General features: G+C 32.9%; 14 protein-coding genes. 10 read left to right on the forward strand and 4 right to left on the reverse strand.

Annotation, left to right across the window (positions count from 1 at the left end):
- Positions 1-32: 32 nt before the first annotated feature.
- The 8 genes from K8B81_RS02160 to K8B81_RS02195 all read left to right on the forward strand — a co-directional run bounded on the left by K8B81_RS02160 (position 33) and on the right by K8B81_RS02195 (position 7,445).
- Positions 33-1,841: a type VI secretion system Vgr family protein gene (locus tag K8B81_RS02160; RefSeq protein ID WP_223678575.1), complete on the forward strand. Its 1,809-nt coding sequence runs from the start codon at positions 33-35 to the stop codon at positions 1,839-1,841.
- Positions 1,842-1,843: 2 nt separating this feature from the next.
- Positions 1,844-3,235, forward strand: coding sequence for a hypothetical protein (locus K8B81_RS02165; RefSeq protein ID WP_223678576.1), 1,392 nt, complete (start codon positions 1,844-1,846; stop codon positions 3,233-3,235).
- 31 nt (positions 3,236-3,266) lie between these two features.
- The gene (locus K8B81_RS02170; protein ID WP_223678577.1) at positions 3,267-4,046 is read left to right on the forward strand and encodes a hypothetical protein; all 780 of its coding nucleotides are present in this window, start codon (positions 3,267-3,269) and stop codon (positions 4,044-4,046) included.
- Complete coding sequence (locus K8B81_RS02175) at positions 4,036-4,746, forward strand: hypothetical protein (RefSeq protein WP_223678578.1); 711 nt, start codon at positions 4,036-4,038, stop codon at positions 4,744-4,746. The genes K8B81_RS02170 and K8B81_RS02175 overlap by 11 nt, the downstream gene beginning before the upstream one ends.
- A gap of 107 nt (positions 4,747-4,853) precedes the next feature.
- On the forward strand, positions 4,854-5,318 hold the full coding sequence (locus K8B81_RS02180) for an HET-C-related protein (protein WP_223678579.1): 465 nt from the start codon (positions 4,854-4,856) through the stop codon (positions 5,316-5,318).
- A gap of 186 nt (positions 5,319-5,504) precedes the next feature.
- A complete protein-coding gene (locus K8B81_RS02185) occupies positions 5,505-6,317 on the forward strand; it encodes a DUF7738 domain-containing protein (protein ID WP_223678580.1) in 813 nt (270 codons plus the stop codon).
- Between the two features lie 264 nt (positions 6,318-6,581).
- Positions 6,582-6,827, forward strand: coding sequence for a DUF2798 domain-containing protein (locus K8B81_RS02190; RefSeq protein ID WP_223678581.1), 246 nt, complete (start codon positions 6,582-6,584; stop codon positions 6,825-6,827).
- 48 nt (positions 6,828-6,875) lie between these two features.
- Entirely contained in the window at positions 6,876-7,445 is a 570-nt protein-coding gene (locus K8B81_RS02195; protein WP_223678582.1) for a Crp/Fnr family transcriptional regulator, read from the forward strand.
- Between the two features lie 72 nt (positions 7,446-7,517).
- Here the strand turns inward: K8B81_RS02195 and K8B81_RS02200 are convergent, their stop codons facing one another.
- The 4 genes from K8B81_RS02200 to K8B81_RS02215 all read right to left on the reverse strand — a co-directional run bounded on the left by K8B81_RS02200 (position 7,518) and on the right by K8B81_RS02215 (position 14,843).
- Positions 7,518-9,917, reverse strand: coding sequence for a glycoside hydrolase family 31 protein (locus K8B81_RS02200; protein ID WP_223678583.1), 2,400 nt, complete (start codon positions 9,915-9,917; stop codon positions 7,518-7,520).
- A gap of 200 nt (positions 9,918-10,117) precedes the next feature.
- Complete coding sequence (gene glgB, locus K8B81_RS02205; RefSeq protein WP_223678584.1) at positions 10,118-12,022, reverse strand: 1,4-alpha-glucan branching protein GlgB; 1,905 nt, start codon at positions 12,020-12,022, stop codon at positions 10,118-10,120.
- Positions 12,023-12,145: 123 nt separating this feature from the next.
- Positions 12,146-13,426: a glucose-1-phosphate adenylyltransferase gene (locus K8B81_RS02210; RefSeq protein WP_223678585.1), complete on the reverse strand. Its 1,281-nt coding sequence runs from the start codon at positions 13,424-13,426 to the stop codon at positions 12,146-12,148.
- Positions 13,416-14,843, reverse strand: coding sequence for a glycogen synthase (locus tag K8B81_RS02215; RefSeq protein ID WP_223678586.1), 1,428 nt, complete (start codon positions 14,841-14,843; stop codon positions 13,416-13,418). The genes K8B81_RS02210 and K8B81_RS02215 overlap by 11 nt, the downstream gene beginning before the upstream one ends.
- Before the next feature lie 133 nt (positions 14,844-14,976).
- On the opposite strand from K8B81_RS02215, the gene K8B81_RS02220 reads away from it, so the two are divergent.
- Positions 14,977-15,840: an alpha/beta fold hydrolase gene (locus tag K8B81_RS02220; protein WP_223678587.1), complete on the forward strand. Its 864-nt coding sequence runs from the start codon at positions 14,977-14,979 to the stop codon at positions 15,838-15,840.
- Positions 15,841-15,847: 7 nt separating this feature from the next.
- Positions 15,848-16,498 (forward strand): endonuclease III domain-containing protein, encoded by a 651-nt coding sequence (locus tag K8B81_RS02225; protein ID WP_223678588.1) that lies wholly within the window; start codon positions 15,848-15,850, stop codon positions 16,496-16,498.
- Positions 16,499-16,510 lie beyond the last annotated feature (12 nt).

Consider the following 16,510-nt stretch of genomic DNA (forward strand, 5'->3'; position numbering starts at 1 on the left):
ATTCTTACTTAATAATTAATGTAAAAATAGTTATGGCACATTTTTCAGAACAGGTACATATCACCATAGGGAGTTTTACCCAAAATGTAGTTTATCATAATTTAGAACTGTCACAAAAGATGGCCGATCACCATCATTTTTCTTTTGTATGGCAATACACAGGCAAGGCGATCATCAATCCGGCAGATCAGGCAAAGGCATTGCGAACGTATCTTGGAGATGAAGTTATCTTTACCTTTAAAAGCCTTACCGGAATCCGGTTGATGAGCAAAGGAATCATTACAGAACTTTCTTCTATAGATCTTCATGGCAGCGCCGAAGGATTGCATGTAAAAGGTATCAGCCATACTATTGTTCTGGATGACATGAAAAAATCGAGAACCTACCAGCAAAGAAGTATGAATGATATCGTGCTGGATATTTTAGCCGAAGGTCCTGGAGAGTTTTATGAAAGAGATGCTATAAAATCTACCTATCTTCAGGAGTTCAAATACATGGCCCAGTATAATGAAACCAATTTTGATTTCTTAAAACGATTGGCCAGACGTTACGGACAATGGTTTTATTTTGACGGAATGCGAATGCAGTTCGGACAGACCAAAACCAGTAAAATAAAACTCATCAACGGGTCTTCGTTGCATGGTTTTAAAATCCAGACCAACATGGCTTCCCATAAAATTTCTTTGGGAGGGTATGATTACAATGGAGCATCCAATATTCGTAATTCGGCAGCAAGAACATCCTCAGGAAGTAAAGACAGTTTCTCTGCCGTTGTAGGACACAATCAGGGAACCGTTACCCAAAACGATTTGAATAATGGAGCTTATACCACCAATGCCCAAAGCAGTGAAGAAATCGAAGAAATGGTCAGACTGCAAACAGCAGGCAGCGACGCCAATAGTGTATACTACAGCGGAACCTCTTATTTTCCGTTAGGACTTGGACAGGTTTTCAGCATCATAAACCAGACTGTAGAGCATGAACTGATTGTGACAGAAGTAACACATATTTCTCAGGTCCATGGAAATTATTCCTGTAATTTCAAAGCCATTCCGGCAGACGTTGCAGCCCCTCATTATACAGAGGTAAATGTATTTGCAAAAGCAGAAACACAGCCTGCCAAAGTAAAAGACAACAATGATCCGGAAGGATTAGGGCGTGTAAAAGTACAGTTCAACTGGGCAGGCGGAAACAATTCAAGCGAGTGGCTACGAATGATACAGCCACATTCAGGTTCCGGAAAAGGATTTTACTTTATTCCCGAAATTGGTGAAGAAGTTTTAGTAGGTTTTGAAGGTGACAATGCACAGAATCCGTATGTTTTGGGAACACAATACAATGGAAGTGCTACCAGTGGTTATGCAGATAGTAAGAATACTATTAAAGCAATTCATACTAGAAGTGGACATATCCTAAAATTTACTGAAGACGAAAGTATCATTATCACAGATAAAATTGGTAATGAAATTCAGTTCGATACGATTGATGGCAATATTAATATCACTGCACCAAAAAACATAACAATGAATGCTACTAATATTATTATAAATGCTACTGAAAATATTAGCACCACTGCAGGAATGAGTATTACAGAAAGCGCAGGGGGTGACAAATCGACTTCTATAGGAATGTTACATACTATCATCGTTGGAGGTGATCATATGTTAAATGTTACAGGTAATTTGATCGAACATATTGAAGGAAATCTGGAATCTCATACACAAAAGGAAAGACAAGAATCAAGTGTGAAAGGGATCCAAATTAATAGTGAAGATACCATAAACAAACATGCAAAAAAAGAAATACAAAATAATAGTGCCGAAAAATCTAAATTGTATTAAATATGAGTAGAATTCGAACTGTTGGCGGTACAATAACAAAAACTACAGCCGGAGCACATAATATGTATTCTGAAGAAAACATTGTTTTTAATTCAGGGAAAACAATAACTGAAATAGGAGAAGAAAATGGGATTTTTTTTGGAGAGCCAAAAGATGCTCCTGAAATAAAAAAGGATACAGAAAAAGTAGAGACTTATAAATGTGTTCATTGTGAAGAAGAGATAACCTTAGCACAAATAAAATATGTAATGACCGGGAAAACCGATGGAAAAATTAAAGATGAAGCTAATATAAAAAAGGTATTAGAATTTTTAAATAAATATAGGGCAGATTATAAACTAGATACTTGTTTAAGAAAGGCTCATTTCATTGCTCAAGTAGGAGCTGAATCTAGATTTAAAAGTACTTATGAAGGAAGTGTTTACCAATCTACTGGTCTTACGATTTTTAATTCAGACAAAACTATCAGATTCAGAGATAATCAAGTAATAGATGAAACGGTTTTAGAATCATTAAAAAATAATTTGAGTTCTATATTTAAGTTAGTTGATGAAAATGACAAAATAATTGCAAAAACAAATGATGAATTAAAGATATTATTAAAAACTCAAAAAGTAATTATAGATGAAAAAGAATTATATGGAAAATATATTGGAGAAAAAGACTCTAAAAACAAAAAATTAAGAGTTGATAAATTAATAAAAGAAGTTTTAAAATCTGATAGTAAAATAGATTACAAAATTTATTTGAAAATTCATTCAGCATTTGGTATTCCGATTTTATCAAGGGCATATGCAAATGGAGGTGGAAATGGAGATGAATTAAGTAGAGATGGGTGGAAGTTTAGAGGTAAGGGAATTAAACAAGTAACTTTTAAAACTAACTATTTGAATTTTGCAAAATTTAGAAAAAACAATCCTTTTCCTGATGATACTAATGGAGATATTGATTTTACCATCACAACTGATGTTGTTAATTTAAAAGGTAATTTTGATAAATTAGCAGATGAAACAATCTTCGGTGTTCAATCAGCTATTTGGTATTGGATAGAAGGAAATGGCAGTGTATTTAAAAATGGAGACTTAGATGATGTAAAAAAAACTACTGCAGCAGTTAATGGAGGATATAATGGTCTTGAAAAAAGAGATGAGTATATTAAAAATGCTAGACAAGATGATGGACTAAAAGTATTCAAGCACTACAAACTTGAACATGAAAATGGAACAAAGGAAGTAAAAGAAACAATAATTACTAGATTAAAATTTTTGTTAGAAACACGAAATCAAAAAGATCCTGCTACAAAAAAAATAGTCAATCTTAGAGACAGTAATGCACAAACGTTATTAGATGAGTTAGATGTAGAGAAAGGGAAAAATCAAGAAATCAAGAAATAAGAAAAACTAAATGTTAATAAAATAAGTAAAAATGAAATTTACAATTTATGTACTAATATTCATATTGTTTAATGTAAACTCTTGTTTAAGTCAAGCAGGTAAAAATTCAGTGATAGAAATTCATTCTATGATTGATTCTGTTAAATGCAATAATGAAAAATATTATTTTGAATTTCCGGATATATTAAATAAAAATGAAGTTAATTTTTTCAACAATTCTATAAGTGCTGATTATTTAAATTATTTAGACATAGAAAAAAAAAGTATAAAACCAAATGATCTTATAAATATGGCCATTCTAATGCGTAAAAAAGAATGTAATGATAGCAATAATTACAGTGGATTCATAGGTTCAAATTATAAAGTCACTTTTAATAATTTTAAAATATTAAGTATTAATATGAACTATGAATCAATAGCAGGAAGTATAAATATCGATTCTTATTATTATAATTTTGATATTCCAAATAATAAAATATTACAATTCAATGATATTATTAAGGAAAGTAAAATACAAGAGTTGTTAAAAAAAATAAACTCCATATTGAGAGATAGATTAAATAGAGCATATAAAGAAAATAAAAACGAATTAAATAATTCGGATGTATATGAATCATTAACTCATTCAAAAATTTTATTTAGAAAAGAAAATTTGGATACATTTTCTATTAGTAAAAAAGGAATTGAATATATTTTTAATTATGGCTTTCCTAATGGTATGTTTGCAATTGAAAACAACATTTTTTTTTCGTACAATGATTTAAAAATGATTTTGAAAGATGAATTTAAGGAGAAAATAAATGTACGCTAATTGCATTAAAAAAATAATTCTGTTAATCATTATACCCATTTCGATCAATGGAAATAGTCAAAGCTTAAAAACCTTAAAAGATTCTGTTTTTATAGATAACACTTACTTTACATTGCAAGAATTAAAAATTATTTCAAAGAATAAGGAAACCACTAATAAAATTTATAAAATCATTCAAAATACTTATCCTATTTTCGATAAACCTTCTGTTCTTATACCAGAACAAAGAATTAAGGAAAAAAAAGATATGATATCAAAATATATATTAGAAAATATTCTCCGTGAGTCAAATGTAGGATTTGAAGATTATAAAATCTACTATGATAAAAATAATATTATTAATATATCAATTGGAATACAGTCATATGGATCACCATGGGAAGGAATTAAATATTATTGTTTTGATTTAAACACTGGAAAAAGAATTGGATTAGATTTATTTTTAAAACAAGATAAACTTGTAAAAGAAATTAGGAATAAATTAAAAAATCAAGGAGCAAAGATATATGTAAAAAGAAATGATTTATTAAACTTTAAAATACTTATTGATAAAAGTAAACATGTTAAAGGTATAGATTTTTCAATATTTGATACAGAAAATCATAGAAATGGTGGATATGAAGAATTCATTGTTCATTTTAATGGGAATGAAATTAAAGAATATTTTTCTCCTCTATATAAAAACCGATTTTTAAACTAATAGAAAAGAGAAATTAAGAGATAATAATTTTTCAAATAAGATATAGTGTAAAAAAATCTTATGTTTTAGAACAGATCGCAACAGTAGTAAATTGAGTGATAATACAGATGGCGGACTTTTCAGGATGCTTTTATACTCACCTTTTAGAAGATTTATCAAAAGTACAGCAGTCTGATGGTCTGGAAAAAGATCCGGTGTATATGGGAATGAAGGCTTCTGAATTATTGACTATGTATCAAAATTATTTAAAATTAATTGATGCGAAAGCAGCGGCAGTAGAATTTATTGGCTGGCCGGCAAGAGTAATAGACAGAGTATTAAGCTATATGGGAGATTGTTTAACAATATTTAATAATATTGCATATAATTTATTTCTGGGTTCTGCAGATGATGATCTTAAAATAGAACAGACCGAACACAGTAACAAAAACTATGGTACCGACCCGACACATACCCAAATTGCCAAAGATGCCCTTAACCATCCTCTTAACCCTTTGGCTTCTGAGCTAGCGAAAATAGCAGTTCAGGATGTTGCCGAAAAAATTCTGGAGATCTGGAAAACAAATAAATAAACAAATATACAATACACCCTGTTTACCAAGCTGCTGACTGGGCGAATCAAACAGTTAATAAATGGAGTAATGAAAATAAAGATATTATACCAAGGCTTCAAAGTGCTACTCCTTATGAGCATGCTGAAAAGGTAACACAAAGAGCGATCAGCAACAAAAAGTGCAGGAAATTTTAAACAATTTTAAATGAAACAATTAGCAATCTTACTATTGAGTACTGTATTCATGCAATGTCAACCCCCCAAAAAAGAACTTATGCCAGAAACCGATTTTTATATCAGCGAACATAGTATTACTTATAAAAAACAAGAACTACCTTTTGGCAAATCCGTAGCCGAATGGGTAAAAATTTTCGGCAAATATGATAGGGCTAATCCGCATTTAGATAAAAAAGGAATAATTCGCAGGAATTATATTTGGGATGGCTTAGGAATCGCTATTGAAGAACATGGTGAAGATGAAGAAAAGAAAATTGTACCAGATTTCTATATCTTCTTTATGAATCTTGATAGTCCTTTGGGACAAATGGGAAAATTAGAAGAAGCTAAAGGAAGAGTATCTGTAGCATATATAAAAGATAAAGATAAAAAAACAGGATGGTTTACTTCAGATGCAGATTACGCTGACATGGAAAAAAGGAATACTACAGGATCCGAAGCACCAAAAAATTTCATTTATCCATTTAAAATTTATTCTAAATCTTTAAATATAGAAGGTGCAGAAGTAAAAGCGGGAATGAAAGTATCAGACATTAATAAAAAAAGAGAAGAAGCTGATTTGCCTGTCATCAAATATTATGATGCTGATCTGAATTCGAAACATGAAGACGGCTCAACTACTACTTTATCAAATGGTTATTTCACTACTTTTAATGGCTTCCTTACTCCCGAAGAACAAGCCAAAGCCGTTTTTTATAATATCATGTATCGGCAGACCGAAGGCGAAATAGAATACATCCGAATTGTACATGATAAAGGACAGGAATATTATAAATATTAATTTGTAAATGATTTTTTTTCAATAATGCTGTTATATAGTTTCTTTATAGCAATATCACTCCAAAAAAAAAAGAATAATTTTCCCCAACTTCCTCGACTCATAAATAATCTTTTTTCATGTTTCTGATGATCTGAAAAAAGATTATTTTTTACAGTCTTATCTAAATATTAAATATTCTCCATTAGTATATTTTTTTGACTTACATCAATTTTTCAGGTCTTTACAAATTTCATCTTTGCAATGAACATAAAAAAAACAATAAAGATGAATAAAAAACATTTCAAGTACATCAATACATTATTTGTAGTTTTACCAATGACATTAATAATGGCCTTCGTGGGATTGATTCGCAATTATGGTTTTGGAGAAGATTGGTTTTTTAAATTTTTAAATGCCTGGAGCATTATGCTTCCTGTTGCTTATCTCTCTGCATTTTTAATTATTCCAAGAGCCAGAAAATTGGCAGAAAAAACTACTTCTAAAGATAAAACGCAATCCATTCGGCTTTAAATTTACAGAGGTGTGTCATTTTATTCAAATTTGTAAAAAATAGCAGTTATGTATGAACAGCTGACTCAGTTTATAAGGGAAAAAATTAGCATTTCAGATGAAGATTTAGATGCTATATTGCCTTTTTTCAAGACAATTTCTGCTAAGAAAAATGAACTCTTGATAAGTAACGGCGAGTTTGGTCAACAACTTTATTTTGTAAAAAAAGGATGTATCCGTATTTTTTTTATAAATGAAGAAGGACAGGAATCTACACGTTTTCTTGCTTTTGAAAATCATTTTGCTTCGGCATTAGTATCTTTTATTACTAAAGAAACTTCAGTAGAATATGTTCAGGCTCTCGAAGAGTCACATTTGCTTTACATTGACCAAAGTGATTTTTTCAGCCTTTTAGAAAAATATCCTGTTTGGGAAAAATTCTATCGGAATTATTTAGAATTTGCATACGTTACCAATACGAATCGTCTAATGTCATTCATCACTATGGATGCACAAACCCGATATAAAAATCTGTTAAAAGAAAAACCAATAATTGTAAAAAGACTTCCTAACAAAGTGGTAGCTTCCTACCTGAATATATCACAGGAAACATTAAGCAGATTAAAATCAAAAAAATAATGGCTCTGACTAAAATCAAAAAAGCGAAACTTTAGAATAGTTTCGCTTTTTTGATTTTATTAAAGAACATTATTACTCACCAATAAGATGAAGCTCATTAAATTCTTTTTCAACGATTAAGAAATGGTTAGCTTCAAAATCAGCGGCATTAAAATCAATTTTTTCATTGTCAATTTCAATTTCGGTCACTTTAAAAGGCAATCCTATAAAATTAATCTTGTACTTAGTATAAGGCGTTTCATATTTCCCTTCTTTGTACAACTGAATAATTACTTCTTTTTCTTTTCCTACAGTTCTAAAAGATAAAAAGCTAAAGCGGCCTTTTTTGTAATCATACCCATCCTGGGCATCTTCATAAACTTCTGATTTTTCCTTGCCTATTTTGAAATAATAATCGAGAACCAATTCATCAAATTCTAATTCCCCAACATATTGCTGAACCGGATATTTCGGAATAATAGACCCAGCCTTTACGAAAACCGGAATTTCATCAAACTTAGAATCAACCCAAACTTCACGGCCTCCTGTTGCAAATTCATTTGTCCAATAGTTATACCACTCCCCTCTTGGAATATACATACGTCTTCCTACCGCATTAGGCTCTAAAATCGGGCAAACTAAAATATGATTTCCGAAGATGAATTCATCATTTCGGTAATGGGTCTGCGTATCATCCTGATCGTAATATACCAAAGGTTTTAACATAGGAATCCCTTCTTCGATATACTGCCAGAACATCGTGTATAAATAAGGTAATAACTGATAACGAAGGCTCACAAATTTTCGGGTAATATTGATTACTTCTTCATCAAAAGCCCATGGCTCCTGATTTCCGTGATCTCCTGATGAGTGTGTTCTGCAGAAAGGATGAAAAACGCCTAACTGAATCCAGCGTGCATATAATTCGCCTGTTGGCTGTTCTGCAAACCCGCCAATATCTGAACCTGTAAAACCCATTCCGGAAATACTCATACGTTGTACCTGAATATTAGCAATCCATAAATGTTCCCAGGTTGCTACATTATCACCAGTCCATGAAGACGTGTAACGCTGAGCACCCGAATAAGCTGATCTGGTAATTACAAAAGGACGCTTTGGATACACAAATCGTTTCACACCATGATAAGTAGCTCTCGCCATTTGAGTACCGTAAATATTATGTGCTTTTCTGTGACTGCAAGGGTTTCCGTCATAAACGTGACGTACATCCATTGGGAAAGTTTTATTTGGAACTTCCATAACAGCAGGTTCGTTCATATCATTCCACACTCCTTTTACCCCAATGTCTGAAATCAATTCCTTAAATAATCCTGCCCACCATTCTCTTACTACAGGATTGGTATAATCCGGAAAATTACATTCACCCGGCCATACTTTTCCTTTCATATAAGGTCCGTCTGCTCTTTTACAGAAATAGTCTTTTTCAAGACCTTCCTGATAAACCCAGTAATTTTTATCTATTTTGATTCCCGGGTCAATGATTACTATCGTTTTAAAGCCATCTTCGGCTAATTCAGCAACCATTTTCTTTGGATCGGGAAAATAATCCTTATTCCACGTAAAACATCGAAAACCGTCCATATAATCAATATCCAGATAAATGGCATCACAAGGGATTTTAAGTTCCCTGAATTTTGAAGTGATTTCTTTTACTTTGCTTTCCGGATAATAACTCCATTTACATTGATGATATCCTAAAACCCAAAGCGGCGGCAATTCAGGCTTACCGGTCAAATCGGTATAAGTGGTAACTACATCCTGCATTTGCGGACCGTAAACAAAATAATAGTTCATCTCCCCTCCTTCACTCCAGAAACTAGTTACGTTTCTTCTTTCCTGACAAAAATCAAAAAAAGTACGGAATGTATTATCAAAGAAAATCCCATAAGATTGTTTATTGTGAAGACCTATGTAAAAAGGAACTACTTTATATAAAGGCTCCTGATCTTTATGATATGCATATTGGTCGGTAGCAAAATTTTCTACTCTTTTTCCTTTTAAATTCATTTGAGTAGCTTTATCGCCAAGGCCGTAAAAACATTCACCATCTTTTGATGATTTACTCATTTTTACAATATTTCCGCCATACTCATAGCTTTCCTCCCAATGAAAACCAAGTTCGTCTTCGAGAATTAAAAAGTCATTTAAGTCATAAATCGACAAACGAAGATCTGCCTTTTTAATTTTGCATTTTACTTTGCTGGTCCTGATTTCAAAATGATTCTCTTCTTCTGTAACTGTCAAAAAATTATAACCATGCAGCTGGCTTTTATCAATAGCATACGAAAAATCATTACTAAAATAGCCTTTTGTAGTAAAACGAAAACGAATTAAACTGTCCCTGAGAATAGTGACTTTTAAAATTACGTTATTATCTGTATTAAAAGAAATGGAATCGCCTTCATGTTCATACGAAACTACTTTTGACGGAAATAAATTACCCTTGTATTCTAGTGCGGTATTTGTAATCATATGACTAATGGATTAAATTTAATGCTGCTGCCTTTAGTTTCAAACTTACAAAAAAACTTAGTAATACCCTATGAATAAAAGGTTTATTAACGAAAACGTTTTTTCTGACTGAGTGATAATTTAGATATTAAAAAAACATCAATTCAGTAATTTAGAACCTTAAAAATAAAAAAATGACAGCACGCTGGCAGCTATAATTTTTATACAAAAGAATAAACCGTAACACTTAAAGGAGGTAAAGTTAATTCCACTGAAAAATCTCTTCCATCATAAGGATAAGATTCTATTGTCAAAGTTCCGGGATTACTTACTCCACTTCCGCTATAAACAGGAGAATCAGTATTGAAAATTTCTTTTAATTTTCCTTTCTGAGGAATTCCAATTCTATAATTCTCACGAACAACCTGAGTAAGATTACAAACAATAATCAAATTTTCCTGAGGATTATTTCCTTTTCGGATATACGATATAACCGCATTTTGATGATCTGAATAGTTGATCCATTCAAAACCTTCCCCGCTAAATTGTTTTTCATATAAAGCAGGTTGTGATTTATACAACTGATTCAAATCGGTAATAATCTTTTTTATTCCTGAGTGATAATCGTATTGCAATAAATGCCAGTCAAGACTGTTTTCAAAATTCCACTCAGCAGTCTGCCCAAATTCAGATCCCATAAACAACAATTTGGTTCCGGGATGCGTAAACATATAGCCATAAAGCAGTCTTAAATTGGCAAATTTCTGCCATTCGTCACCTGGCATTTTATAGACAATAGATTGCTTTCCGTAAACCACTTCGTCATGTGAAAAAGGCAGCATGAAATTTTCTGTAAAAGCATAGGTCATCGAAAAAGTCAGATCATTTTGATGGTATTTCCTGTAAACCGTTTCTTTTTGAAAATATTTTAAAGTATCGTGCATCCATCCCATCATCCATTTCATTCCAAAACCTAAACCTCCGGTAAATGTTGGTCTTGAAACCATCGGAAAAGAAGTGCTTTCTTCTGCAATCGTTTGAACTCCTTCAAAATTAGCGTAAATTACTTCATTAAATTCCTTCAGAAAACTAATGGTTTCTAAATTTTCATTTCCTCCATAAATATTAGGCTCCCATTCACCTTCGTTTCTGGAATAATCCAAATAAAGCATTGAAGCTACAGCATCAACACGCAAACCATCAACATGATAATTTTGAAGCCAAAAAACAGCATTACTGATCAGAAAAGCCCTGACTTCATTACGCCCGTAATTAAAAACAAGGCTCTTCCAGTCGGGATGATACCCCTTTCTGCGATCCGGATGTTCGTATAAATGCGAGCCGTCAAAAAAACCTAAACCATGTGCATCATCAGGAAAATGTGACGGAACCCAGTCGAGAATCACTCCAATACCCGCCTCATGCAGTTTATCAACCAAAACCATAAAATCCTGAGGCTTGCCAAAACGGGAAGTTGGGGCAAAATATCCTACCAGCTGATACCCCCATGAAGGATCATATGGATACTCCATAACGGGCATAAATTCTACGTGCGTAAAACCTGTTTCTTTAACATAAGCAACCAAATCGTCAGCGAGTTCCCGATAGGTTAAGAACTTGTTGTCATTACCCCGTTTCCAGGATCCTAAATGTACTTCGTAAACCGAATAAGGTTTATCTAAAGCATTATGTTCGTGACGTGACTGCATCCACTTTTCGTCTTTCCAGTTATAATCCAAATCCCAGACAACAGAAGCTGTATGAGGTGGTTTTTCACAATATAAAGAAAAAGGATCTGCTTTTTCAGTTGTAGTTCCGTCAATATGAGATTGGATTTTATACTTATAAATAGCTCCTTTATATAAGTTGGGAATAAAACCTTCCCAAATACCGGAAGAATCCCAACGTACCTGAAGCATGTGTTCACCCTGAGTCCAGTAATTAAAATCACCTACAACAGATACAGATTGTGCAGTTGGTGCCCAGACAGCAAAATAAACACCTTTTACGCCATCTACTTCGATTAAGTGTGCACCGAGTTTTTCATGTAACTTAAAGTGTTTTCCGGCTTTGAATAAGTCGATATCAAAATCAGTAAATAGAGAATGCGTAATAACGTTGGACATATATTAATTAGTAATTAGTGACTAGTACTTAGTAATTTAGTTTTTTTGTTTTGATAATAGTTCTTAGTCTTTTGTGATTATTACAAAGTATAGTCTTTACTAATAATTACTAAGGACTAAACATTAATCTATCCTGAAATTATCCGGAAGAATGGCTCCTTTTTTAATGACAACAATTCCATCTTTAATTGTGTACAATTCATTTGTGAAATTTTCCAGATGAGTACCTCCGTTGATGTGGACATTGTTACCAATACGTACATTTTTATCAACTAAAGCATTTTTAATAAAACAGTTCTCTCCTATTCCGATTTGGATTTTATTGTTCAGGGAATCCTGATTCATCTCATCAATATCCTGATAAAAATCGTTACCCATAACATAGGAATGCTGGATTACTGTTCCGTCTCCAATTCTGGAACGAATTCCAATTACAGATTTTGATATTTCGTTTGCATTGATTATGCACCCCTCAGAAATTAAAGACTGATTTATATTCGAGTTTCTGTATTTTGAAGGAGGAAGTAATCTCGGACGTGTAAAAATTTTGCTGTAGTTGTCAAACAGGTTAAATTCAGGAATATCGTCTGTAAGACCAATATTTGCTTCGAAAAAAGAATCAATGTTTCCTATATCTGTCCAGTAGCCTTCATATTGGTAGCTAAGTATCTTATGCTTGCCTACTGCCTGCGGAATGATTTCTTTTCCAAAATCCTTGGTATCCGGATCCGCCATCAATTCTTCCAGTAACTTACGGTTAAATATATATATTCCCATAGAAGCCAGGTACTTTTTACCTTTTTCCTGCATTTGTTCGCTCACTTCAGATTCCCATTCCGGCAAAAGTGAAGCATGTGGTTTTTCGATAAAAGCTTCAATACAACTTTCATTATTTGCTTTAAGAATTCCAAAATCCGGTGCATCTTTTGCATTAACCGGCAAAGTAGCGATAGAAATAGGTGCACCAGATGCGATATGGGCATCCAGCATCTCGTTGAAATCCATCTGATATAACTGATCACCGGATAAAATAAGAGCATATTCAAAATCATGTTTTACGAAATGTGACATACACTGACGAACAGCATCAGCAGTACCCTGAAACCAGGTTGGATTATCAGGGGTTTGTTCAGCAGCCAAAATATCTACAAAAGATTCACTAAAAATACTGAAATTAAATGTGTTTTTAATGTGCGCATTTAGAGAAGCCGAGTTGAATTGTGTCAATACAAATATTTTAAAAATATCAGAATTGATACAGTTTGATATTGGAATATCAACTAATCTGTATTTTCCACCAATAGGAACGGCAGGTTTAGACCTTGTTTCTGTTAACGGATACAAACGCGATCCCTGACCACCCCCTAAAATAATTGCAACTACTCCTTTTTTGTTAACTTTCATTTTTCTGAATTATTTGGTTATATGTTTCGATGTATTCTTGGCAAACTCTTTCCCAGGAATGATCTGTGGCCATTCCTTTTTGTATTATTTTATCAAACCAGCTTTTATCATCATACAGATTTACAGCACGATTAATGGAATCACAGACATCCTCAACCGACGCCTGATCGTGGCAAATTCCGTTTCCATCATCACCAAAATCAATTACGGTATCTTTCAAACCTCCTGTTCTTCTCACAATCGGAACCGTTCCGTAACGCAGTGCATACATTTGGTTTAATCCGCAGGGTTCTACTCTTGAAGGCATTAATATAAAATCAGAACCTGCATAAATTAAATGGGCCAGTTCTTCATTATAACCAATGAAAACATTGTAATTCCCTTTGTAATTGTCCCGTAACTGCAATAATTGCATTTCAATATCAGGATTTCCGGATCCTAAAATCAGGATATTAATTTTTTTAAAATTTTCAGACAGCCCGATTGCTGCAGCCTGAGGCAAAAGATCGCCGCCCTTTTCATCAAATAATCTTCCAATAAAACTAAACAAAGGTTTTGAGGGATCTAACTCAAATCGTTCACATAGCTTCTCCTTATTTTTTTGTTTTCCAAATTCAAAATTATCAATTGAATAATGGGATTCCAGCATTTTATCTGTCAAAGGATTCCATACTTCAATGTCTATTCCGTTTAAAATTCCTTTTGATTTGCTCCGCACTTTATTAAATAATGATTCCAGTCCGTTTGCCGAAACATTAATTTCATCCAGATAACTCGGAGAAACTGTAGTCACAGCATCGGCACATTTAACCGCTACAGCCAGTGAATTCAAAGAATTATCCCATTCCAGAAAACCTGCATGACGCACATCAAATTCAGGGATATAATGCATTTTATCGTGACCAAACCATCCCTGATACAATCCGTTATGAATTGTGATAACAGTTCGGACCTTACTTAAAACTTCATATTTATAACTAAACTGCAGCATAAACGGAATCAGTCCCGTATGGTGATCGTGGCAGTTTATGACGACGGGAATTATATTCTCAGCCAGAATCCAGTCTAAAGTAGCAATCTGAAAAGATAAAAAACGTTCGATATCATCTTCATATCCATAAACATTTGAACGGTCAAATAACTCCTTAATTTCAATCAGATATAATTCATACCCGAGTTTATCAGTTGTTTCTTTTAGAACATTATAAGGAAATATAAAATGGCCTAAAATAACATTGCCTGAATGTACGGTTTCAAAATTATTTTCGTGTTTAAACTTTGTATCATATGCAGGAACCACTACTTTTACCTGATGCCCGGCACTTTGCTGATACTTCGGCAATGCCCCGACAACATCGGCTAATCCGCCAACTTTTGCCATTGGGTAACATTCTGCACTAAGATGAAATATTTTCATTTAAGACGGCTGTTTTATAAAATTGGTACTCAATCAAATTAATACGTAAATTGCTATTATTCTGTAATTTTATGTTTTTTTAAATTTAGGAAAAAACTTAGTAGAATTTAGCTCCAAAATAAAAATTATCATTATGCCAAAAAAAACACCGAATCCTGTAAAATCCTTAAAAATCCCAATATTTATTATTATTTCTGCGAAATTATGTGCGTTTGTTTCCCTTAAACTGGTAACAGCTTATGCAGCAAAACTTTTTACAACACCTGTAAAACATAAAATTCCGAAAAGAGAATTAAAAATGGATTCTGAAAGCATCCAAAATACAATTCCTGTTCCGGCAATTGATAAAAACATTACGGTTTATGAATATGGTAAAAGTGAAAAGAAAGCATTGCTTGTTCATGGCTGGTCAGGACGCGGAACACAATTATTCAAAATTGCAGATTCACTTTTAGAACACGGGTATTCAATTGTAAGTTTTGACGCTCCGGCTCACGGAAAATCGAAAGGCAGCACAACTATAATGTCTGAATTTATAACATCGATTTTAGAAATAGAAAAACAATACGGGACATTTGAAATTGCAATAGGTCATTCATTAGGCGGCATGTCTGTTTTGAATGCAATTAAAAACGGCTTGAATGTAAAAAAGGCTGTTATTATTGGCAGTGGCGATATTGTACAGGATATTTTAGATGAATTTGTTTCGAAATTGAGATTAAAACCCGAAATTAGTAATCGCCTGCGTGATTATTTTGAAAATAAATATCAGGTAAAAATGGATGACTTCTCAGCGTATCAGGCTGCTAAAAAAATAGCAATTCCTATTTTGGTGATTCATGATAAAAATGATCCGGAAGTTCCTGTAAAAGCAGGAATTCATATTCATGAAAACCTTCAAAAAGGGAGTTTATTTTTGACAGAAGGCCTTGGTCACCGAAAGATATTGGGAAATCATGACGTAATTAAAAAAATTATTGAATTCACAATTAACTAAAACTGTCATGGATTTATTTGGAGAAACTAGAAATTGGGAAAAAGATTTAAAGCCTATTTTAAAAAAATACAAAGGCAAAAAACATCCTTTGGACTATGAAAACACATATCAGTTACTGGTCATGGTTGTATTATCAGCACAGGATTCTGATGCAAATATCAACAACATCGCTCCTGCTCTGTTTGCTGAATTCCCTACCTTAAAAAGTCTTTCAAAAGCAGATTTAGAAAGTTTTACGCCATACGTCAGCAAAGTTCGGAATCACGCTACCAAAACCAACTGGCTTCTTGAAATCGCCAAAACGATTCAAAATGATAAAGATATTCCACTTACCCTAAATGGATTAACAGCTTTGAAAGGTTTGGGAAGAAAATCTGCCAATGTGATTTTAAGGGAAACCGATCAGCCGCCAGAAGGTATTATTACCGATTTACATGTGATTCGTGTTGCTCCAAGACTTGGTATTGTAAATGAAAGCAAGGATGGTAATAAGGTCGAGAAACAACTGATGGAAGTTTTATCCAAAAAAATCTGGTCAGAAATTGGTATGGCAATCTCATTTCACGGAAGGGAAACCTGCAGGCCAAAACCTAAATGTGAAGAATGTATTTTGAAGGATATTTGTTATTATTTTCTACATCTTAAAAATGGAATTTAATTAATCTATCTC

Source organism: Flavobacterium hibisci (assembly GCF_020026925.1).
In the GTDB taxonomy this organism is placed as follows: domain Bacteria; phylum Bacteroidota; class Bacteroidia; order Flavobacteriales; family Flavobacteriaceae; genus Flavobacterium; species Flavobacterium hibisci.